19 protein-coding genes are annotated in these 20,989 nt (G+C 62.1%); all 19 read left to right on the top strand.

Going from position 1 to position 20,989, the window contains the following annotated elements; genetic code table 11:
• Nucleotides 1-27: 27 nt before the first annotated feature.
• The 19 genes from AC1DYR_RS09890 (at nt 28) to AC1DYR_RS09800 (ending at nt 20,974) form a co-directional block, all read left to right on the top strand.
• Nucleotides 28-1,656 carry a 3-(methylthio)propionyl-CoA ligase gene (locus tag AC1DYR_RS09890; protein ID WP_477704959.1) on the top strand — a complete coding sequence of 543 codons (1,629 nt, stop codon included), beginning with the start codon at nt 28-30 and terminating at the stop codon, nt 1,654-1,656.
• A gap of 315 nt (nt 1,657-1,971) precedes the next feature.
• Nucleotides 1,972-3,219, top strand: coding sequence for a branched-chain amino acid ABC transporter substrate-binding protein (locus AC1DYR_RS09885; RefSeq protein ID WP_477705218.1), 1,248 nt, complete (start codon nt 1,972-1,974; stop codon nt 3,217-3,219).
• Between the two features lie 112 nt (nt 3,220-3,331).
• Nucleotides 3,332-4,285: a branched-chain amino acid ABC transporter permease gene (locus tag AC1DYR_RS09880; protein WP_477648409.1), complete on the top strand. Its 954-nt coding sequence runs from the start codon at nt 3,332-3,334 to the stop codon at nt 4,283-4,285.
• Nucleotides 4,286-4,293: 8 nt separating this feature from the next.
• Nucleotides 4,294-5,586 carry a branched-chain amino acid ABC transporter permease gene (locus tag AC1DYR_RS09875; protein WP_477704958.1) on the top strand — a complete coding sequence of 431 codons (1,293 nt, stop codon included), beginning with the start codon at nt 4,294-4,296 and terminating at the stop codon, nt 5,584-5,586.
• Nucleotides 5,583-6,383: an ABC transporter ATP-binding protein gene (locus AC1DYR_RS09870; protein ID WP_477704957.1), complete on the top strand. Its 801-nt coding sequence runs from the start codon at nt 5,583-5,585 to the stop codon at nt 6,381-6,383. Before AC1DYR_RS09875 ends, AC1DYR_RS09870 begins: the two co-directional genes overlap by 4 nt.
• Nucleotides 6,383-7,078, top strand: coding sequence for an ABC transporter ATP-binding protein (locus AC1DYR_RS09865; protein WP_074574254.1), 696 nt, complete (start codon nt 6,383-6,385; stop codon nt 7,076-7,078). The genes AC1DYR_RS09870 and AC1DYR_RS09865 overlap by 1 nt, the downstream gene beginning before the upstream one ends.
• A gap of 208 nt (nt 7,079-7,286) precedes the next feature.
• Nucleotides 7,287-9,395 carry a 3-hydroxyacyl-CoA dehydrogenase NAD-binding domain-containing protein gene (locus tag AC1DYR_RS09860; RefSeq protein ID WP_477704956.1) on the top strand — a complete coding sequence of 703 codons (2,109 nt, stop codon included), beginning with the start codon at nt 7,287-7,289 and terminating at the stop codon, nt 9,393-9,395.
• Nucleotides 9,396-9,441: 46 nt separating this feature from the next.
• Nucleotides 9,442-10,617: an acetyl-CoA C-acyltransferase gene (locus AC1DYR_RS09855; RefSeq protein WP_477704955.1), complete on the top strand. Its 1,176-nt coding sequence runs from the start codon at nt 9,442-9,444 to the stop codon at nt 10,615-10,617.
• An 87-nt stretch (nt 10,618-10,704) separates the two neighbouring features.
• Entirely contained in the window at nt 10,705-12,567 is a 1,863-nt protein-coding gene (locus AC1DYR_RS09850; protein ID WP_477704954.1) for an acyl-CoA dehydrogenase, read from the top strand.
• The gene (locus AC1DYR_RS09845; RefSeq protein WP_477704953.1) at nt 12,567-12,797 is read left to right on the top strand and encodes a hypothetical protein; all 231 of its coding nucleotides are present in this window, start codon (nt 12,567-12,569) and stop codon (nt 12,795-12,797) included. The genes AC1DYR_RS09850 and AC1DYR_RS09845 overlap by 1 nt, the downstream gene beginning before the upstream one ends.
• A gap of 193 nt (nt 12,798-12,990) precedes the next feature.
• The gene (locus AC1DYR_RS09840) at nt 12,991-13,782 is read left to right on the top strand and encodes an SDR family oxidoreductase (RefSeq protein ID WP_477672349.1); all 792 of its coding nucleotides are present in this window, start codon (nt 12,991-12,993) and stop codon (nt 13,780-13,782) included.
• A 25-nt stretch (nt 13,783-13,807) separates the two neighbouring features.
• Entirely contained in the window at nt 13,808-14,257 is a 450-nt protein-coding gene (locus AC1DYR_RS09835; RefSeq protein WP_477704952.1) for a PaaI family thioesterase, read from the top strand.
• 108 nt (nt 14,258-14,365) lie between these two features.
• Nucleotides 14,366-15,382 (top strand): NADP-dependent oxidoreductase, encoded by a 1,017-nt coding sequence (locus tag AC1DYR_RS09830; RefSeq protein WP_477704951.1) that lies wholly within the window; start codon nt 14,366-14,368, stop codon nt 15,380-15,382.
• Between the two features lie 26 nt (nt 15,383-15,408).
• A complete protein-coding gene (locus AC1DYR_RS09825; RefSeq protein WP_477704950.1) occupies nt 15,409-17,049 on the top strand; it encodes an isovaleryl-CoA dehydrogenase in 1,641 nt (546 codons plus the stop codon).
• A 32-nt stretch (nt 17,050-17,081) separates the two neighbouring features.
• The gene (locus AC1DYR_RS09820) at nt 17,082-18,020 is read left to right on the top strand and encodes a glutathione S-transferase family protein (protein ID WP_477704949.1); all 939 of its coding nucleotides are present in this window, start codon (nt 17,082-17,084) and stop codon (nt 18,018-18,020) included.
• Entirely contained in the window at nt 18,017-18,478 is a 462-nt protein-coding gene (locus tag AC1DYR_RS09815; protein ID WP_477704948.1) for a GNAT family N-acetyltransferase, read from the top strand. The genes AC1DYR_RS09820 and AC1DYR_RS09815 overlap by 4 nt, the downstream gene beginning before the upstream one ends.
• A gap of 87 nt (nt 18,479-18,565) precedes the next feature.
• The gene (locus tag AC1DYR_RS09810; RefSeq protein WP_477704947.1) at nt 18,566-19,471 is read left to right on the top strand and encodes an SDR family oxidoreductase; all 906 of its coding nucleotides are present in this window, start codon (nt 18,566-18,568) and stop codon (nt 19,469-19,471) included.
• The gene (locus AC1DYR_RS09805) at nt 19,471-20,310 is read left to right on the top strand and encodes an alpha/beta hydrolase family protein (protein WP_477704946.1); all 840 of its coding nucleotides are present in this window, start codon (nt 19,471-19,473) and stop codon (nt 20,308-20,310) included. Before AC1DYR_RS09810 ends, AC1DYR_RS09805 begins: the two co-directional genes overlap by 1 nt.
• A gap of 58 nt (nt 20,311-20,368) precedes the next feature.
• A complete protein-coding gene (locus AC1DYR_RS09800) occupies nt 20,369-20,974 on the top strand; it encodes a thioredoxin fold domain-containing protein (RefSeq protein WP_477704945.1) in 606 nt (201 codons plus the stop codon).
• Nucleotides 20,975-20,989: the final 15 nt, after the last annotated feature.

Genomic DNA, 20,989 nt, shown 5'->3' with positions numbered 1-20,989 from the left:
CACTATTTAACCAATGGAGACTTCCCGATGCTTGGGTTAATGCAAAGCCAGCCGCTGCTGATTTCCGGCCTGATCGAATTCGCAGAGCGCCACCATGGCGACGCCGAAATCGTGTCGCGCCGCGTGGAGGGCGACCTGCATCGCTACACCTACAAGGATGTCGCCCATCGGGCACGCCGGGTTGCCAATGCGCTGGACGGCCTGAAGCTCGCATTCAGCGACCGCGTTGCCACGCTGGCCTGGAACGGCTACCGGCACCTGGAGCTTTATTACGGCGTGAGCGGATCTGGCCGGGTGCTGCATACCATCAACCCGCGCCTGCACCCTGACCAGATCGCCTGGATCGCCAACCATGCGGAGGATCAGGTGCTGTGCTTTGACCTGAGCTTTCTGCCGCTGGTGCAAGCCGTACACGCCCGCTGCCCGACCATCAGGCACTACATCGCGCTGTGCGACGCCGACAAGTTGCCGGCCGATTCGGGCATTCCGAATTTGCAAAGCTACGAAAGCTGGATAGGCGCGCAAAGCGCCGACTACGCGTGGCCCAGTTTTGACGAAAACACCGCCTCCAGCATGTGCTACACCAGCGGCACCACGGGCAACCCCAAGGCCGCACTCTATAGCCACCGTTCCAGCACGCTGCATGCCTACGCGGCCGCGCTGCCTGACGTGATGTCCATCTCCGCACGGGATGCCATCCTGCCCGTCGTGCCCATGTTCCATGTCAATGCCTGGGGCATTCCGTATTCGGCCGCGCTTACTGGGGCCAAGCTGGTGTTCCCCGGACCGGCCCTGGACGGCAAGTCAATTTACGAGCTGATCGAGGCCGAGAAGGTCACCTACGCCGCGGGCGTGCCCACCGTGTGGCAGATGCTGCTGACCCATATGAAGCCTGCCGGCCTGAAGTTCTCTACCCTGCGGCGCACCGTCATCGGCGGCTCGGCCTGCCCGCCGGCCATGATCAATGCCTTCCGCGAAGACTACGGCGTCGAAGTGCTGCACGCCTGGGGCATGACCGAGATGAGCCCGCTGGGCACGCTCTGCTCGCTCAAGAACAAGCACGACGCACTGCCCGAAGCCGAAAAAATGAAGATACGCCTCAAGCAGGGGCGCGCCATCTACGGCGTCGACATGAAAATCGTTGATGCAGAGGGCCAGGAGCTGCCATGGGACGGCAAGACCTTTGGCGACCTGCATGTCAAAGGGCCGTGGATTGTGCGCGAATACTTCAAGGGCGAGGGCGGCGACCCGTTGGTGGACGGCTGGTTCCCCACGGGCGACGTCGGCACCATAGACGCCGACGGCTATTTGCAGATCACAGACCGCAGCAAGGACGTCATCAAGTCCGGCGGCGAATGGATCAGTTCCATCGAGATCGAGAACATCGCCGTGGCGCACCCGGCCGTCGCCATGGCTGCCTGCATCGGCGTGGCCCACCCCAAGTGGGATGAGCGCCCCATCATCGCGGTCGTGAAAAAGCCCGGCATGGACGTCACGCGCGACGAGCTGCTCCGCTTCTACGAAGGCAAGACCGCCAAATGGCAAATCCCCGACGACGTCGTCTTCGTCGACGCCATTCCCCTGGGCGCCACCGGCAAGATGCTCAAAACCAAACTCCGCGAACTGCTCAAGGATTACAAATTACCGCAGAGTTAAAACCAAAATTCGACGAGGGCTTTCTTCACCAGCATGAGCCCCGGAACCGGCTTTGCCGGGCCGTAGGGCGGGCGGCCCCCTCGGGGGGCAGCGCACTACGCGAAGCGAGAAGCGTGGGGGTCACATCTGTGACATGCCGCTAGGGCATTCCCTGACGCAGTGCACCATCATTTGACCTAACCTTTGCCGGTTCCCTCTGCGGATTCACCGCGCATTCATACAATTTTCAGGAGACAAGGGATGACAACCCAGAACCGATTTTTCGCACGGCATGCAGGCATCGCCCTGGCGGTGTCTTCCATGCTTTACAGCGGCATGGCGCTGGCCCAGGCGCCCGCCAAGGCCGCAGCGCCGGCCAAAGCTGCAGTTGCAGCACCGGCCACCGGTGCCGTCAACCTGAACCAGACTGTCAAGATCGCCTGGCTTGATCCACTGTCCGGCCTGATGGCGGCCGTGGGCACCAACCAGCTCAAGGGCTTCCAGTTTCTGGCCGAGCAGTTCAGCAAGAAGAACAAGGCCGGCGTGAAGTTCGAGATCATCGGCATCGACAACAAGCTCAGCCCACAGGAAACCACCAACGCGCTGAAGTCCGCCATCGACCAGGGCGCGCGCTACGTGGTGCAGGGCAACGGCTCCGGCCCGGCGCTGGCCATCATGGATGCGCTGTCCAAGTACAACGAACGCAATCCCGGCAAGGAAGTCGTCTACCTCAACTACGCCGCGGTAGACCCGGATCTGACCAACAGCAAGTGCGACTACTGGCACTTCCGGCTCGATGCCGACACCTCCATGAAGATGGAAGCCCTGACGGCCTTCATGAAGGACCAGCCGGACATCAAGAAGGTCTACCTGATCAACCAGAACTACTCGCATGGCCAGCAGGTTGCCAAGTTTGCCAAGGCCAACCTCTCAGCCAAGCGCCCCGACGTCCAGATCGTCGGCGAAGACCTGCATCCGCTGGCCCAGGTGCGTGACTTTGCGCCCTACATCGCCAAGATCAAGCAGTCGGGCGCCGACACCGTGATCACCGGCAACTGGGGTTCCGACCTCTCGCTGCTGGTGAAAGCCGCCAACGAAGCGGGCCTGAACAACGTCAAGTTCTACACCTATTACGCCGGCGTCACCGGCACGCCGACCGCGCTGGGCGCGGCCTCGGCCGGGCGGGTCTATATGGTGTCCTACAACCACCTCAACATGGGCGGCGAGATCCAGCAGGTCCAGGCCGACTACAAGAAGAAGTTCAACGACGACTTCTACACCGGCGCGATCTTCCATGCCTTCACCATCCTGACCGAAGCCATGGCGCAGACAAAATCGACTGAACCCGCCGTCGTGGCCAAGGCCATGGAAGGCCTGCGCTTCAAGAGCTTCAACGGCGATGTCGAAATGCGCAAGACCGACCACCAGCTGCAGCAGGGCCTCTACATCGACAAATGGGAAAAAGCCGGCGGCAAATACCCTTACGATGCCGAGAACACCGGCTACACCTTTGTGCCGGTCAAATACTATGAGCCCTATGTGGCCAGCACGCCTACCTCTTGCCAGATGAAGCGTCCGGGCTAAGGCCCTGGCGGCCGCTTGACCGGCGAAGGCCCGACCCACTCGGGCCTTTTTCTTTATCCCGGCAGGTTTCCTGCCCGTATCTGTTTTACCTTCCAGCTTCAGGCGGTCATTGATGAATTTGGAATTTTTCACCATCTCCCTGCTTAACGGCCTCAGCTACGGGCTGCTGCTGTTCATGCTGAGCTCCGGCCTGACGCTGATCTTCAGCATGATGGGTGTGCTCAATTTTGCACACGCCTCTTTCTACATGGTCGGCGCCTACATTGCCTACAGCACCTCGCAGGTCATCGGGTTCTGGTGGTCGCTGCTGGTGGCACCGCTTTTGGTGTTTGTGATGGGCGCGGCCTTTGAGCGCTTTTGCCTGCGCAAGGTGCACAAGTTCGGCCATGTCCCCGAGCTGCTGGTCACCTTCGGGCTGTCCTACCTGTTGCTGGAACTGGTGCAACTGGTGTGGGGCCGCTCGGCCGTCAACTATGTGTTGCCTGAGGGTTTGCAGGGCCCCCTGTTCACGGTGTTCGGCACCAACTTTCCCAAATCGCGCGCCTTCATCATGTTTATTTCGCTGGCCATGCTGGCCGGCATCTGGTTGCTGCTCACGCGCACCCGCATCGGCCTGGTCATACAGGCCGCGCTCACCCATCCGGAAACGGTGGAAGCGCTGGGCCACAATGTGCCGCGCGTCTTCATGCTGGTCTTTGGTGGCGGTGCCGCACTCGCGGGCCTGGCCGGCGTCATTGGTGGCAATACCTTTGTGACGGAGCCCGCCATGGCCGGCTCGGTCGGCGCCATCATCTTTGTGGTCGTGGTGGTGGGCGGCATGGGTTCGCTCAGCGGTGCATTCCTGGCGTCGCTGCTCATCGGCCTGATTCAGACTTTTGCGGTCGCGATGGACCAGTCGTTGATGACCCTGCTCGCCAAATTCAGCTACACCGTGACGCCTGAAACTTTCGGCTACCCCTTGCTCAAGCTCACCATTTCGCAGGTGGCGCCCATCCTGCCGTTCCTGTTTCTGGTGCTCATTCTTATCTTCAGGCCCAAGGGCTTGCTTGGTACACGGGAAGGATGAGTCGCCACATGTCTACCGCTTACCACCAATTCAAACCCTATAACGTCGGCCGTTGGCTGCTGTGGTCGCTGTACGCGCTGCTGCTCATCGTCGCGCCGCTGATGTTCAAAAGCAGCCTGGCGCTCACCATGCTGTCGCAAGCCGGTTACCTGGTCATCATTTGCCTGAGCTACAACATTCTGCTGGGGCAGGGCGGCATGCTCAGCTTCGGCCATGCGGTCTATGCCGGGCTGGGCTCTTTCCTGGCCGTGCATGCGATGAACCTGGCCGCCAAAGGCAGCTTCTACATCCCGCTGACGCTGATTCCGCTGGTGGGTGGCCTCTCGGGCCTGTTCTTTGCCGTGCTGCTGGGTTATGTGACCACCAAAAAAGCCGGCACCACCTTTGCCATGATCACCCTGGGCGTGGGTGAGCTGGTGTTTGCGATGTCGCTGATGTTCCCCGAGTTCTTCGGCGGCGAGGGCGGCATCACCACCAACCGGGCCTACGGCAAGCCGGTATTCGGCATCAGCTTCGGCCCGCAGATCCAGGTCTATTACCTGATCGCCTTTTATTGCTTCATCTGCACGGCGGCCATGTTTGCCTTTACCCGCACGCCACTGGGCCGCATCCTGAATGCGGTGCGCGACAACCCCGAACGCGTGGAGTTCATCGGCTACAACACCCAGCGCGTGCGCTACTACGCTTTCATCATCGCGGGTTTTTTTGCCGGCATCGGTGGTGGGCTGGCGGCGATCAATTCGGAAATCGTCACGGCGGAAGTCGTGAGCGGTGTGCGCTCGGGCAGCCTGCTGCTGTTCACTTTCCTGGGCGGGGCGACATTCTTCTTCGGCCCCATCATCGGCGCCGGCCTGCTGGTGTTGGCGCTGATCCTGCTTTCAGAGCTCTCCATGGCCTGGCTGCTTTACGTAGGCCTGATCTTCCTCTTCATGGTGATGTATGCGCCCGGCGGCATTGCCAGCCTGATCATGATGAACCTGCGCATCGCCTCCTTCGGCAAGCTCAGGGAATTGTGGGTTGGTTATCTGGGCCTGGCCGTGACGGCGCTGGTGGCGTTGTTGGGCGCCGCGGCGATGGTGGAGATGATTTACCACCTGCAACTCAATGCGGCGCTAGGCGCCGAGCTGGGCTTTATGGGCGTGCGGCTGAACGCCACCAATATCAACAGCTGGCTGGGCGCCGGTTTTGTGCTGGTCACAGGTCTGGGCCTCTTTGAGCTCACGCGCCGGCAGTTTTTGACGCAATGGGGCGAGATCCAGAATGACATCGAAAAAGAAATCAAGCGGAGGGAGCTGTTGTGAGCACGGTAATCCCTGATGCAAACGCTGCGGCGTATTCGCTTGAACTGAAAGACCTGCGCAAGAGCTTCGGCAAAACCGAAATCATCCGAGGCACCAACCTGCAAGTGAAAGCCGGTGAGCGCGTCGCCATCATCGGGCCCAACGGTGCGGGCAAGTCCACGCTGTTCAATCTCATCAGCGGCCGTTTTGAGCCTACCAGCGGCGAAGTGCTGCTCAACGGCCAGCGCATTGACGGCAAAAAGCCGTTTGAGATCAACCGGCTGGGCTTGTCGCGCAGCTTCCAGATTACCAATATCTTCCCCAAGCTCAGCGTGTTTGAAAACCTGCGCTGCGGCGTGCTGTGGAGCCTGGGCTACAAGTACACCTTCTTTCGCTTCCTGGCCGACCTGGACGACGCCAACCAGCGCGCCGACGAGTTGATGGCCATGATCAAGCTCGACAAAAAGCGCGACGTGCTGGCCACCAACCTGACTTACGCCGAGCAGCGCGCGCTGGAAATCGGCATCACGATTGCCGGTGGCGCCAACGTCATCCTGCTCGACGAACCCACAGCAGGCATGAGCCGGTCAGAGACCAGCCGCTTTATCAACCTGATCAAGGAAGTCACCGTCGGCAAGACCCTGCTGACGGTGGAGCACGACATGGGCGTGGTGTTTGGTCTGGCCGACAAGATTGCGGTGGTGGTTTATGGCGAGATCATTGCCTACGACACGCCGGAGGCCGTGCGCGCTGATCAACGGGTTCAAGAGGCTTACCTCGGCTCTCCGGTCGCAGATGCCCAGGCAGGAGGCCACTAATGCTCCATATCCAGAACCTCCACGCCTTCTACGGCAAAAGCCACGTGCTGCACGGTGTGCATTTCGACGTGCAGCCCGGCCAGATTGTTGCTCTGTTGGGCCGCAACGGCTCGGGGCGCTCCACCACGGCCAAGGCCATCATGGGCCTGGTCGACTGCCAGGGCTCCATACTGTGGAAAAAGCAGGAGATCGTCGGCAAGAAGGCCTACCAGATTGCCCACCTCGGCATAGGCTATGTGCCGGAAAACCGCGACATCTTTCCCAAGCTCACGGTGCACCAGAACCTGCTGCTGGGCCAGAAGGGCTCTGGCAAGGGCTCGCGCTGGTCGTTTGAAGACATGTACCAGATGTTCCCTCGCTTGCGAGAACGCCAGCACACCGAAGCCGGCGTGCTCTCGGGCGGCGAGCAGCAGATGCTCACGCTGTGCCGCACACTGATGGGCGACCCGGATCTCATCATCATTGACGAGCCCACCGAAGGCCTGGCGCCCAAAATCGTCGAACTGGTGGGACAGTATTTACAAACGCTCAAGGCCAAAGGTATCTCGGTGCTGCTGATCGAGCAGAAACTGACGATTGCCATGGCGATTTCCGATCGCGCGCTGGTCATGGGTCACGGCAGCATCGTGTTTGACGGCACACCCGATAGCCTGCGGGCCGATGCGTACATCCGCAAAGAGTGGCTCGAGGTGTAAAACCCTGTGTTAATTGCCCCGGTTATGTCACCGCCGGGACAAAAATAGACTGAACAGCCCACGCAGGGACTTGTGCCGTCACAAACGCCCCCTACAATGGAAAAAGAACGGTCGTACTTTTTTGTACGCCCGACCAGCGCGTGCCGGGCCGCAGCGCCAGCCGAGACAACTGAAAACTGAAACTCCCATCAAGGAAAGAAGCATCGCAATGACCACCCTTTACGAAGTTCACGGCCCCGTCGCGCTCATCACGCTGAGCAACCCACCCGTCAATGGACTGGGCCACGCCACGCGCCTGAGCCTGACCGACAACATCCAGAAGGCCAATGCCGATGCCGCCATCAAGTCCATCGTGATCACCGGCGCTGGCAAAGCCTTTTCGGGCGGCGCCGACATCAAGGAGTTCGGCACGCCCAAAGCGCTGATCGAACCCAATCTGTTGAGCGTGATCCGTGCGGTCGAGAACTCCGGCAAGCCCATCGTCGCCGCGATCCATTCCGTCTGCATGGGCGGCGGCCTGGAACTGGCCCTCGGTTGCCACTACCGCATCGCCGCGCCCGGCACCAACGTGGCCTTGCCTGAAGTCAAGCTCGGCCTGTTGCCCGGCGCCGGCGGCACGCAGCGCCTGCCGCGCGTGCTGGGCGTGGAGCCGGCCCTGAACATGATCGTGAGCGGCGAACCCGTCAAGAGCGAACTGCTCGCGCAAATCCCCGGTCAGAAACTGTTCGACAAGCTTGCCGCCTCGCCCGAATCGCTGGCCCAGGAAGCCTTGGCCTTTGCCCAATCGATTTCCGACACCCGGCCGCTTCCGCTGGTGCGTGACCTGCGCGCCAAGCACCCCAATGGCGACGCTTACTTCCAGTTCGCCCGCAACATGGTGAAGGGCATGGCCAAGAATTTTCCCGCGCCGCTCAAGTGCGTGGATGCCGTCGAAGCCGCAACCAAGAAGAAATTCGAAGACGGCATGACTTTTGAGCGCGAGTGCTTCATCAACCTGATGTGGACACCCGAAAGCCGCGCGCTGCGTCATATCTTCATGGCCGAGCGTGCGGCCTCCAAGATCCCCGACGTGCCGGAAGACACGCCCAAGCGCGAGATCAATTCGGTGGCCGTGATCGGTGCCGGCACCATGGGCGGCGGTATCGCCATGAATTTCCTGAACGCCGGCATCCCGGTCAAGATCCTCGAGATGAAGCAGGAGGCGCTGGACAAAGGCCTCGGCATCATCAGCAAGAACTACGAGGCCCAGGTCAAGAAGGGCAAGCTCAAGCAGGACAAGTACGACCAGCGCATGGGCCTGCTCAGCACCACGCTGAGCTACGACGACCTCAAAGATGCCGACCTGGTGATCGAGGCTGTGTTTGAGGAGATGGGCGTCAAGGAAAAGGTCTTCAAGGAACTGGACCGCGTGATGAAGCCTGGCGCCATTCTGGCCTCTAACACCTCCACACTCGACGTCAACAAAATCGCCGACTTCACCAAGCGCCCGCAAGACGTGGTCGGCCTGCATTTCTTCAGCCCGGCCAATGTGATGAAGCTGCTGGAAGTGGTGCGTGGCGCCAAGACCGGCAAGGACGTGCTGGCCACCGTGATGGCCATTGGCAAAAAGATCAAGAAGACGGCAGTGGTTTCCGGCGTGTGCGACGGCTTTATCGGCAACCGCATGATCGAACAGTACGGCCGCCAGGGCGGTTTCCTGCTCGACGAAGGCTGCACGCCCGAGCAGGTAGACAAGGCCATCGAGAAATTCGGTTTTGCCATGGGCCCCTTCCGCATGGGCGACCTGGCCGGCAATGACATCGGCTGGGCCATCCGCAAGCGCCGCTACACCGAAAAGCCGGACATGAAGTACAGCAAAACGGCTGACCTGCTCTGCGAAAAAGGCCGCTTTGGCCAAAAGACCGGCGCCGGCTGGTATGACTACGTGCCCGGCAAGCGCGACGCCATTCCAAACGCCGAAGTCGTCAAGATGATTGAAGATCACCGCGCCAGTTTGGGCATCACGCCGCGCAAAATTTCCGACGAGGAAATCGTGCAGCGCCTGGTGTATTCGCTGGTCAATGAAGCTGCTCACATCCTGGAAGAAGGCATTGCCTCCAAGGCCAGCGACATCGACATGGTCTACATCATGGGCTATGGTTTCCCGGTCTACCGCGGTGGCCCGATGCTGTACGCCGACCAGGTCGGCCTCTTCAATGTGGTGCAAAGCATGAACCGCTTCGCGCAGAACCCGCTGGACGACGCCAAATTCTGGAAGCCCGCACCCCTGCTGGCCAAGCTTGCAGCCGAAGGCAAGACCTTCAACCTGTCTACCTAAGTCCAGCAGACCGCACAGATCAACGTCCCAGAATCCGGAGAATTCCATGACTTCAGCAGTAATCGTTTCCACCGCACGCACCCCCCTGGCCAAAAGCTGGAAGGGCTCCTTCAACATGACACACGGCGCCACCTTGGGCGGTCACGCCGTTGAGCACGCGCTCAAACGCGCCGGCATCGAGGCCGCAGAGGTCGATGACGTGATCATCGGCTGCGCTACGCCCGAAGGTGCCACCGGCGCCAACATCGCACGCCAGATCGCGCTGCGCGCCGGCTGCCCGGTGACGGTATCGGGCATGACGGTCAACCGTTTCTGCTCGTCCGGCCTGCAGACCATCGCCCTGGCGGCCCAGCGCGTGATCGCTGGCGAAGCCGACATCTACGTGGCCGGCGGCGTCGAAAGCATTTCCTGCGTGCAGCAGGAAATGAACACCCACATGCTGCAGGAAACCTGGCTCGCCAAGAACAAGCCCGAGATCTACTGGAACATGCTCCAGACCGCTGAGCAAGTCGCCAAACGCTACAACATCTCGCGCGACCGCATGGACGAATACGGCGCGCTGAGCCAGCAAAAGGCCACGGCCGCGCTGGCTGCGGGCCTCTTTGAAGCCGAGATCGCACCGATCACCGTGACGGCCGGCGTGGCCGACAAGGTCATGGGCCTGACCACCAAAGAGGTCACCGTCAGCAAGGACGAAGGTATCCGCGAAGGCACGACCAAGGAAGGCATCAGCGGCATCAAGCCGGCCATTCCTGGCGGCGTGATCGCGGCCGGCAATGCCAGCCAGTTCTCCGACGGCGGCGGCGCCGTGGTTGTCATGAACGAAACCCTGGCGGAGAAAAAGGGCCTTAAACCCCTGGGCCGCTTCCTCGGCTTTGCCGTCGCCGGTTGCGAACCCGACGAAATGGGCATTGGCCCGGTCTTCGCCATTCCAAAGGTTCTCGCCAAGCTGGGCCTGAAGATCAGCGACATTGACCTGTGGGAATTGAACGAAGCCTTCGCTGTGCAAGTGCTGTACTGCGCCGACAAGCTGGGCATTCCCATGGACAAGCTCAACGTCAACGGCGGCGCCATCGCCGTCGGCCACCCTTACGGCGTGACCGGCCAGCGCCTGACGGGCCACGCGTTGATCGAAGGCAAGCGCCGCGGCGCCAAGCGCGTCTGCGTGACCATGTGCATCGGCGGCGGCATGGGCGCAGCCGGCATTTACGAAGTCCTCTGAACCGGGCATCATGATGAATGAAACCCTGCTCCTTCAGAAAGGGCAGGCGTTTCCTGCCTTGACGCCCGCCGTTTCGGGGAGGTCATCATGAGCCTCAGGCCCACCCTCGATTTCCTGCTTTACCAGTGGCTCGGTGCCGAGTCGCTCAATCAGCGCGAGCGCTTCGCCGACCACTCGCGCGAAACCTTTGACGCGGTCTTCGACACCTGCGAACGCATCGCACGCGAAAAATACGCGCCGTTCAACCGCACGGTCGATACGCAGGAGCCGCACTTCGACGGCGAAAAAGTCATCCTGCCGCAGGCCACGCACGACGCGCAAAAGGCCTACGCGGCCTCGGGCATGCTCAGCGCAGCGCAGGACTATGAAGTCGGCGGCATGCAGCTGCCCTACACCGTGGAGGCTGCAGCCAATGCCTTCTTTGCCATGGCCTCGGTCAGCATCGGCTCGGGCCTGCTGACCACCGGCAACGCCAACCTGCTGATGGTGCACGGCACCGACATGCAGAAGGAAGTCTTTGCCAAAAATGAGTTCTCGGGCCGCTTCTCGGGCACCATGTGTTTGTCCGAACCGCAGGCCGGTTCCTCGCTCAGCGACGTGACCACGCGTGCGGTCCCGGATGGCGACGGCTTTGAGGCCGACCCGCTGGGCCCACGTTATCGCCTCAAAGGCAACAAGATGTGGATCTCGGCCGGTGAGCACGAGCTGACCGACAACATCATCCACCTGGTGCTGGCCAAGATACCGGGGTCGGACGGCAAGCTGATCGCCGGCACGCGCGGCATTTCGCTCTTCATCGTGCCCAAGAAAATGGTCAATACCCAAGGCGAACTCACCGGCGTGCGCAACGACGTGGCGCTGGCGGGCCTGAACCACAAGCTGGGCTGGCGCGGCACCACCAACACCTTGCTCAACTTCGGCGAGGGCAAATACCCGGTGGACGGCCAGGCCGGCGCGGTCGGCTACCTGGTGGGCAAGCCGCATGAAGGCCTGCGCTGCATGTTCCACATGATGAACGAGGCGCGCATAGGCGTGGGCACGGCCGCCACCATGCTGGGCATGGCGGGCTACTACGCCAGCCTCGATTACGCCAAAAACCGGCCCCAGGGCCGGCCCGTCGGCGGAGGATCTAAAAACGGCACCGGTGCCGTGGGCAAGGACGCCTCCCAGCCACAGATCCGCATCATTGAGCACGCCGACGTCAAGCGCATGCTGCTGGCGCAAAAAGCGTACTGTGAGGGCGCGCTGGCGCTGGAGCTGTATTGCGCCCGCCTGGTTGACGAACACCACACGGCCGACGCGCAGGCCGCCGACGACGCGCGCCTGCTGCTCGAGGTGCTGACGCCGATTGCCAAGAGCTGGCCCAGCGAGTGGTGCCTGGAGGCCAATTCCCTGGCCATCCAGGTGCATGGCGGCTACGGCTACACACGCGACTTTCCGGTCGAACAGTACTGGCGCGACAACCGCCTGAACATGATCCATGAAGGCACGCATGGCATCCAGGCCATGGATTTGCTGGGCCGCAAGGTGCTGATGGAAGGGGGCAGGGGCCTGCAATTGCTGGCAGCGCGTATCAACGCCACGGTTGAAAAGGCCATTCAGGCGCCTGAACTCGCAGCCCATGCCAACGCACTGGCCCAGGCCCTGCAACATGTGGGCAGCGCCACCAAGGCGGCCTGGGCCACGGGCGAGCCCGGCCAGGCGCTGGCCAATGCGGTACCCTACATGCAGGCGTTTGGCCATACCGTGCTGGCATGGGTCTGGCTGGATGTGGCACTGGCCAGTCTTGCAACACAGCAATCCGCTATCAGTTCGATAGCTTCTCATGCAGGACGGATGGGCGCTACACGCTATTTTTATCATTACGAATTACCCAAAATCGGCGCCTGGCTCAAGGTCGTTGAAACCCGCGACCTGACCTGTGCCGATTTGCCCGAGGAGGCGTTTTAATGGCTTTTTTCAAACCGTCCGCTGAACCTGTTTCCAACAAGGCCGTGGCTCGCTTGCAGACCCTGATTTGGGTCCTGATCTACGGCGGGCTGCTGACGTTGGTATTGGGTCTGTCGGTTCAGCGCCTGGACGATGCCATCGGCTGGTCCATGGTGGTGCTGGGCGGCATTGTGGCGGCGGCTGGCGCGGCGCTGGTTTACGTGCGCTCCCGCATCAACACCAGTTCGTAGCGGCCGGAAGTCGCCACCACGACAGCGCAGCCTGCAGGAGGCCTGATGTTGTGCCAATATGGCAGACCGCCGCTTCCCGATATCGAGATCGCAATCACGGCTGAACCCGACACATTATTTGCAACCCCATCCTTGCCGGAGTCCCGATGCGGCACCCGGCAAGCCCGATGACACTCAACAGGAGACAACTTTCATGACCCGTACCATCCAGCAGCTGTTCGACCTCAAAGGCAAAACCGCACTCGTGACCGGCGGCTCACGCGGCCTGGGACTGCAACTGGCCCAGGCGCTGGGCGAAGCCGGCGCCAAAGTCATTTTGAGTTCGCGCAAGGCCGAAGACCTGGTCGAGTCCGCTGCCGAGTTGAAAGCCGCCGGCATCGACGTTGACTGGATCGCCGCCGATTGCTCGAAAGAAGAAGACATCCGGGCGCTGGCCGACGAAGCCATCAAGCGCCTGGGCCACGTCGACATCCTGGTCAACAACGCCGGTGCCGCGTGGGGTGCACCTGCTGAAGATCACCCGGTTGAGGCTTGGGACAAGGTCATGAACCTCAATATCCGCGGCTATTTCATCCTGAGCCAGCACATCGCCAAACACAGCATGATCGCCCGCAAGTCCGGCCGCATCATCAACGTAGCCTCCATCGCCGGCCTCGGCGGCAATCCGCGCGAGATGACCACGGTGGCTTACAACACCTCCAAGGGTGCCGTCATCAACTTCACGCGCGCACTGGGCTGCGAATGGGGCAAGTACAACATCACCGTCAATGCGATTTGCCCGGGCTTTTTCCCGAGCCGGATGACCGTGGGCACGCTGAAAGCGTTGGGCGAGGAAAAGCTGGCCTCACACGCACCGCTGGGCCGCCTGGGCGACGACGAGGATCTGAAGGGCCTGTGCGTGCTCTATGCATCCGACGCCGGCAAGCACATCACTGGCCAGTGGCTGGCCGTCGATGGTGGCGTTTCGGTCGTAACCGGGGGGTGAGCAAGAAATGGGCTGGGAACAGTTAATGAATTTCGGCGCCGACATCCCTTTCGTCAACCACCTCGGCTTTGAGCTGGAGCTGTTTGAAGGCGGTGCTTCGGCCATTGGCTATGCGCCCAAGCCCGAGCACCTCAACTCATTTGCCGTGACGCACGGCGGCGCCATCATGACGCTGCTGGACGTGACCATGGCAACTGCCGCGCGCAGCGTACAGAAAGACATGGGCGTGGTCACCATCGAGATGAAGACCAGCTTCATGCGGCCGGCACCCGGCGACGGGAGCCGGCTTACAGCCAAGGGGCGGCTCATGCATCGCAGCACCACCATGGCGTTTACCGAGGCCACGCTGTATGACGCGCAAGGCCGCGCCTGCGCACACTCCACGGGTACCTTCAAGTACGTGCGGCGGGTTGCCACCGCCGCCCAAAACACCGGCACACCGGATCTACCCGGCGGCGGCATATCAACCGATTGAACCGAGGTATTGGTTAAATCACAGCCCAGCCCAATAAAAACCGGCGCAAGCAGCTATCAAATCAATAGCAAATCATTTGCCTTTCCCGACAACACACAGGAGACTTCCATGCCCATCAACCAGCAAATCCTGCTCGACAACCGTCCCACCGGCGAAGCCGTCGCCAGTAACTTCATGCTGGTCTCCAGCGACACGCCGCCCCTGCAGGATGGCCAGGTGCTGGTGCGCCACCATTACCTGAGCCTGGACCCTTACATGCGTGGCCGCATGAGCGATGCCAAGAGCTACGCCGCGCCGCACCCGCTCGGCCAGGTCATGCTGGGCGGTACGGCAGGCGAGGTGGTGGAAAGCCGCTCGCCCAAATTCCAGCCCGGCGACAAGGTGGTCGGCATGGGCGGCTGGCAGGAATACAGCGTGGTCGATGCCGACCAACCCGGCGCGCTGCGCAAGGTGGACACCACGCACGTACCGCTGTCGCACTACCTGGGCGCGGTCGGTATGCCCGGTGTCACCGCCTGGTACGGCCTGGTGAAAATCATTGAGCCCCAAGCCGGCCAGACCATGGTGGTCAGCGCCGCTACCGGCGCCGTGGGGAGCGCGTTCGGCGCACTCGCCAAGGCACGCGGCTGCCGCGCCGTCGGCATTGCCGGTGGCCCCGACAAATGCAAATATGCCGTCGATGAACTCGGCTTTGACGCCTGCATTGACTACAAAGTACACGCCGATGCCGCTTCGCTGACCAAGGCTCTTAAGGACGCCTGCCCGGATGGCATTGATGGCTACTTTGAAAACGTGGGCGGCATGGTGCTGGACGCCGTGCTGCCGCGCATGAATGCTTTCGGCCGCATCGCGCTGTGCGGCATGATCGCCGGCTACGACGGCCGGCCCATGCCGTTGGCCTACCCGGCGCTGATTTTGACCAGCCGCCTCAAGCTGCAGGGCTTTATCGTGGCCGAGCACATGGAAGTCTGGCCCGAAGCGCTCAAGGAACTCGGCACGCTGGTGGGCACCGGCAAGCTGCGCCCGCGCGAAAGCGTGGCGCAGGGGATTGAATCGGCGCCCGAAGCATTTCTCGGGTTGCTCAAAGGCAAGAATTTCGGCAAGCAGTTGGTGAAACTGGTCTGACAGGGTCACTGCGCGGTCAAAAGGAGATGGATATGACCCATGAAGTCTTCAACCAGCCCGCAGCGCTGTCGGACTACAACCTGTTTGACACCAACCGCCCGCTGCGTGATGCGCTGAAATTCAATGCGCCAGCGCTGGATACGTACGAGCTGAGCCAGCTCGGTGCGAAGCTGGGCAGCACGGCCATGCAGACCCATGCGCGCCTGGCCAACATTCATGGCCCTGTGTTGCACAGCCATGATCGTTTTGGCCGTCGTGTGGACCAGGTGGAGTTTCATCCCGGCTATCACGAGCTCATGAAACTCGCGACGGGCGCGGGCCTGCATGGCTCTCCCTGGTCTGACGAAAATCCATCTCCCCATGTCCAGCGCGCGGCGGGTTTCATGCTCTTCACCGAGCTCGAGCCCTCCATTTTGTGCCCCATCTCCATGAGCTACGCGGCCACGCCCGCGCTGCGCGGCAACACGGCCATCTACGCCGACTGGGGCCCCAAGCTGGCGAGCCGCGCTTATGACCCCGAACTCAAGCTGTGGCAGGCCAAGGCCGGCCTCACCATGGGCATGGGCATGACGGAAAAACAGGGCGGCTCCGACGTGCGGGCCAACACCACGCGCGCTGAGCCCGCAGGCCGCGACGGCTGGGGCGAACGTTATGCCATCACCGGCCATAAATGGTTTTTCTCGGCGCCCATGTGCGACGCCTTCCTGGTGCTGGCCCAAACCCCAAGCGGCCTTTCCTGCTTTTTCCTGCCGCGCGTGCTGCCCGATGGCGGCCTCAACGCCATCCGCATCCAGCGCCTCAAAGACAAGCTGGGCAACAAGGCCAACGCCAGTTCTGAAGTGGAATTTGAAAACGCCCAGGCCTGGCTGGTCGGGGGAGAAGGCCGCGGCATTCCGCAGATCCTCGAAATGGGCACCATGACCCGGCTGGACTGCGCGCTGGGCACCAGCGGTCTGATGCGGCAGGCGCTGGCCCTGGCGCTGAACCACACCTCGCAACGCAAAGCTTTTGGCAAGCTGCTCATCGACCAGCCGTTGATGCGCAACGTGCTGGCCGACCTCGCGCTTGAATCCGAAGCCGCGACCGCGCTGGCAATGCGCCTGGCCCGGGCGTTCGACCACACTGTCGATGCCCACGAGGCCGCCATGGCGCGCCTGTTGACACCCGTCGCCAAGTTCTGGATCTGCAAGCGCGGCAGCCATTTCGCCCAGGAGGCGATGGAATGCCTGGGCGGCAACGGTTATGTGGAGGAGGGTGGCGAGGGCATCATGGCCCGCGTTTACCGTGAAATGCCGCTCAATTCGATTTGGGAGGGCGCGGGCAACATCATGGCGCTGGACCTTTTGCGCGCGCTGCGCAAAGCCGACGCCGTGGCGGCCCTGAACCAGGAGCTTGCCGCCGCAAAAGGCGCGCACCCGGCGCTGGACCGGCTGGCCGCTGCCTTGCCAACACGTGTGGAAGAAATGGCGACTGAAGTGGAGGCACGGCGGCTCGCGCAGGACGTCGCGCTGGCGGTGCAGGCCGCCTTGCTCTACCAGACCGCGCCCGCTGCCGTCTTCAGCGCTTTTTGCGACTCGCGCATTGCGGGCAATTGGGGCCATGCCTTCGGCACGCTGGGCGCCGGCACCGATTTCGACACCCTCATCGCGCGGGCCATGCCCCGCTGAATTTCCAGACACCCAGAACACCCGGAGACACCATGAGCGAGCTGATCCTTCACCACTACCCCACATCGCCATTTGCCGAAAAAACCCGGCTGATGCTGGGCTACAAAAACCTGCCCTGGAAGTCCGTCATCATCCCGATGATCATGCCCAAGCCCGACGTGGTGGCACTTACCGGCGGCTACCGCAAGACGCCCATCCTGCAAATCGGCGCCGACATTTACTGCGACACCGCCTTGATCAGCGACGTACTGGAACACCTGCAGCCCGAGCCTTCGGTGTACCCGGAACCCAGCAAGGGCCTGGCGCGCACGCTGGCGCATTGGGCCGACAACACGCTGTTCTGGACCTCCATGGCCTACAACACGCAGCCCAAGGGGATTGCCCAGATGTTTGACAAAGCGCCGCCCGAAGCCGCCCGGGCTTTCGGCGAAGACCGCAAGGCCATGAGCACCGGCATGCCGCGCCTGCGCTCCAGCGACGCTGCCGCAGCCTATAAATCCTATTTGCGCCGCATTTCCGACATGCTCGATGACCGGCCTTTTCTGCTGGGCGACGTGCCCTGCATCGCCGATTTCGCGATGTACCACCCGCTGTGGTTCACGCGCACCCGCACACCGGTGCTCGCGGGCATCCTGAACCTCACGCCCGCCGTGCTGGAGTGGATGGACCGCATGGCAGCCATTGGCCATGGCGGCATTGAAAAATTCAGCTCCGCCGAGGCTGTGGCGCTGGCCGTCGCGTCAACGCCGGCGCCGTTGCACGATGACCTGTTCCAGGACGAGCACGGCATTGCGCTGGGCAGCCAGGTGCTGGTCAGCGGCGAGAGTTTTGGACCGGAGCCCACCGAGGGCGAGCTGATCGCCGCCACCCGCATGCACTACACGCTGCGCCGCACCGATGCGCGTGCCGGTACCGTGCATGTGCACTTTCCGCGCATCGGTTACACCCTGAAAGCGGCAACTCCGGCATGAGCGGCAATACCGGTATTTCCTGGCGCTTTCTTCCCTTTGGCGCGCTGACCACCCTTGAGCTTTATGAGATCTTGCAGCTTCGCAGCGAAGTGTTTGTGGTCGAGCAGGCCTGCATCTTCCAGGACATGGACGGCGCCGACATGCAGGCCATGCATTTGCTGGGCACGAGGCAAGGGCGGCTGGTAGCCTATGCGCGTTGCTTTGCCGCGGGCGTGAAGTTTGCGGAGGCCAGCATAGGCCGCGTGGTCACACATGCTTCAGCGCGCGGCGGCGGCATTGGTCATGTGCTGATGAAAGAGGCCGTTGGCCGTTTGCAGCAGCACTGGGGCCCGCAACCCATCCGCATAGGCGCGCAGGCACGGCTTGAGCAGTTCTACCTGCAGCACGGTTTTGCCAATACCGGCCAGCCTTACATCGAGGACGGCATACCGCACATCGAGATGCTGCGGGTTGCCTGAACAGTTGCCTCAAGTTGCCAGAGTGACAGCTGAGACGCTTTGCCTCACGGACAATTTTCCCATTCCAGCCATCAAGGACTCCCCAATATGATCACGAACTTCAAAGGTAAAACGGCAGTGCTGACCGGCGCGGGCTCGGGCTTTGGCCTGGAATGCGCACGCCTGGGGGCCCAACTGGGCATGAACCTCGTGCTGGTTGACGTGCAGCAGGATGCGCTGGACAAGGCCACCGAAGAGATGAAGGCTTCCGGTGCTCAGGTGCTTTCGTTCAAGCTCGACGTTTCCAGCGCCGCGCAGATGGAAGCCATGGGCAAGGCCGTGTTCGAGCGCTTCGGCGCGCCGCATTTCGTCTTCAACAACGCCGGCGTTGGTTCCGGCGGTTTGATCTGGGAAAACAGCGTCAAGGACTGGGAATGGGTACTGGGCGTCAACGTCATGGGCGTGGTCCACGGCGTGCGCATTTTCACGCCAATGATGCTGGAAGCAGCCGCCAAAGACCCATCCTGGCAAGGCCACATCGTCAACACCGCCAGCATGGCCGGGCTGCTGAACCCGCCCAACATGGGCGTCTACAACGTCAGCAAACACGCCGTGGTGGCGCTCAGCGAAACCCTGTACCAGGACCTGGGCTTGGTGACCGACCAGATCGGCGCTTCGGTGCTGTGCCCCTTCTTTGTGGCCACCGGCATCGGCATGAGCCACCGCAACCGCCCAGCCGAACTCGGCGCGGAAAAACCCACCAGGAGCCAGATGATCCAGCAGGCCATGACAGGCAAGGCGGTCGGCTCCGGCAAGGTGAGCGCCGCCGATGTGGCGAAACTGGTGTTTGACGCCATCGCAAAGAACCAGTTCTACATCTACAGCCACCCCAAGGCCATCAACTCCGTGCAGACGCGGCTTGAAGACGTGCTGCAGGCACGCAACCCGACGGATCCGTTTGCCGACAAGCCTGAAATTGGCCAGCAACTGAAAGCCGCGCTTCGCGGGGCCTGATGCGCCGCGGCTGCCTTGCTCTGGCCGGCCTGCTGCTTGGGTTGGCAGGGGCAGGCGCGTTGGCACAACCGGTGAAGTGCCCCGACGGAAAACTTGCCGACGGCATTGAGCGGGCAGGGGACGCCCGGCAATGCCTTGTCATCCGCAAGCTGGCGCCTGGCCAGACGTCCCGCATCACGCCCAAGGTACTGGTCGTCTTTCTGCACGGCGACAACGGCGGGCGTACGGAATTGAAAGCGGACAGCGGTACAGCAGCCCTGCTTGCCGAAAAGCTCCAGGCCGTCACTGTGGCGATGCAGCGCCCCGGCTACCGCAGCGATCTGGGCGTATCGGACGGCGAGTCCGGCCCCGGGGACGACGACTACACGCCGCGCAACGCCGAAATCATTGCTGCCGCGCTGGGCAGCCTGCGCAACCTTAATCCCGGCAAGAAGATTTTGCTGGTGGGCCACTCGGGCGGCGCGGCCATGGCGGCCTTGCTGGCCAGCCGTTTCCCGGGCAGTGCTGATGCCTACTTGCTGGCCGCTTGCCCCTGCGATGTGCCGGCATGGCGGCAATGGCGCAACAGCTCTGCGGGCAAGGCCGGCGCCTGGAGCCGCAGCCTTTCACCCCTGGCTGAAGCGGAGAAAATCAGCCCGTATACGCAGATCAGCGTGGTGGTGGGCAACAAGGACGAAAACACCTTGCCCCAGTTCAGCGAGGCCTATGTCAGGGCGCTGCAGGCGCGCGGCGTCAAAACCCGGGTCACGTATGCGATGAACGCCACCCACGTGTCGGTGCAGCGTTCACCGGAGTTCTTCATGCTGGCCGGGGAATTGGTCGGCAAGCTGTCGAAATAGCGCCGCTGCGCTATCCTTGGCTATCCCTTATTCACAGCCGTTTTCACGGCTTTTGACGATGTCCGAACTCCTGAACCGCCTTTTCCTGTCTGCCATTGTCGCGGCTGGCTCGCTGCTTGCCGGCTGTAACGACGCGCCGGGCACCGCGCCCGGCAGCCCGCCTGCAAAGGCTGTCACCGAACCGGTATCCGTGGCTGCCATCGAAGCGGGTGCCAAAGGTTTTTCAGCCGGCGCTTTAATGAGCAAGCGCACGGTGTATGTGTTTTTTGACGCGCAATGCCCGCATTGCGGCGCGCTGTGGGAAGCGGCAAAACCGCTGAAGTCCCAGGCCAGGTTTGTCTGGATCCCGGTTGGCATGCTCAACGCTGCCAGTACGTCCCAGGGAGCGACCCTGCTGGCGGCCAGCGACCCGGTGGCCGCCATGGACGAGCATGAAACTTCGCTGCAGGCCCGGCGCGGCGGCATCAGTGCGGCCAGCAACATCGACGCGCAAAAAGAAGCCGTCGCCAAAAACACCGAACTGATGACCAGGCTGGGATTTGCCTCGATTCCCACCATCGTCGGAACCCATGCGCAGACCGGCGCTACTGTGTCGCAGGAAGGTTCATTACCCACCGCCGCGCTTGCCAACCTGCTGGGTTTGCAGGTTCCGCCGGCGCAGTAGGCACGGCGTATTTTT

This window comes from Polaromonas sp. P1_F9 (assembly GCF_056405615.1).
Note: the sequence above shows the minus strand (reverse complement) of the source record. Positions and strands in the feature narration are given on the sequence as shown.

What these genes read in the sequence shown, in the direction of transcription:
- AC1DYR_RS09885 (WP_477705218.1), top strand. Translation starts at nt 1,972, where the DNA reads ATGGCGCTGGCCCAGGCGCCCGCCAAGGCCGCAGCGCCGGCCAAAGCT.
- AC1DYR_RS09865 (WP_074574254.1), top strand. Translation starts at nt 6,383, where the DNA reads ATGCTCCATATCCAGAACCTCCACGCCTTCTACGGCAAAAGCCACGTG.
- AC1DYR_RS09840 (WP_477672349.1), top strand. Translation starts at nt 12,991, where the DNA reads ATGACCCGTACCATCCAGCAGCTGTTCGACCTCAAAGGCAAAACCGCA.
- AC1DYR_RS09810 (WP_477704947.1), top strand. Translation starts at nt 18,566, where the DNA reads ATGATCACGAACTTCAAAGGTAAAACGGCAGTGCTGACCGGCGCGGGC.
- AC1DYR_RS09850 (WP_477704954.1), top strand. Translation starts at nt 10,705, where the DNA reads ATGAGCCTCAGGCCCACCCTCGATTTCCTGCTTTACCAGTGGCTCGGT.
- AC1DYR_RS09875 (WP_477704958.1), top strand. Translation starts at nt 4,294, where the DNA reads ATGTCTACCGCTTACCACCAATTCAAACCCTATAACGTCGGCCGTTGG.
- AC1DYR_RS09815 (WP_477704948.1), top strand. Translation starts at nt 18,017, where the DNA reads ATGAGCGGCAATACCGGTATTTCCTGGCGCTTTCTTCCCTTTGGCGCG.
- AC1DYR_RS09825 (WP_477704950.1), top strand. Translation starts at nt 15,409, where the DNA reads ATGGATATGACCCATGAAGTCTTCAACCAGCCCGCAGCGCTGTCGGAC.
- AC1DYR_RS09855 (WP_477704955.1), top strand. Translation starts at nt 9,442, where the DNA reads ATGACTTCAGCAGTAATCGTTTCCACCGCACGCACCCCCCTGGCCAAA.
- AC1DYR_RS09890 (WP_477704959.1), top strand. Translation starts at nt 28, where the DNA reads ATGCTTGGGTTAATGCAAAGCCAGCCGCTGCTGATTTCCGGCCTGATC.
- AC1DYR_RS09805 (WP_477704946.1), top strand. Translation starts at nt 19,471, where the DNA reads ATGCGCCGCGGCTGCCTTGCTCTGGCCGGCCTGCTGCTTGGGTTGGCA.
- AC1DYR_RS09835 (WP_477704952.1), top strand. Translation starts at nt 13,808, where the DNA reads ATGAATTTCGGCGCCGACATCCCTTTCGTCAACCACCTCGGCTTTGAG.
- AC1DYR_RS09830 (WP_477704951.1), top strand. Translation starts at nt 14,366, where the DNA reads ATGCCCATCAACCAGCAAATCCTGCTCGACAACCGTCCCACCGGCGAA.
- AC1DYR_RS09860 (WP_477704956.1), top strand. Translation starts at nt 7,287, where the DNA reads ATGACCACCCTTTACGAAGTTCACGGCCCCGTCGCGCTCATCACGCTG.
- AC1DYR_RS09845 (WP_477704953.1), top strand. Translation starts at nt 12,567, where the DNA reads ATGGCTTTTTTCAAACCGTCCGCTGAACCTGTTTCCAACAAGGCCGTG.
- AC1DYR_RS09820 (WP_477704949.1), top strand. Translation starts at nt 17,082, where the DNA reads ATGAGCGAGCTGATCCTTCACCACTACCCCACATCGCCATTTGCCGAA.
- AC1DYR_RS09800 (WP_477704945.1), top strand. Translation starts at nt 20,369, where the DNA reads ATGTCCGAACTCCTGAACCGCCTTTTCCTGTCTGCCATTGTCGCGGCT.
- AC1DYR_RS09880 (WP_477648409.1), top strand. Translation starts at nt 3,332, where the DNA reads ATGAATTTGGAATTTTTCACCATCTCCCTGCTTAACGGCCTCAGCTAC.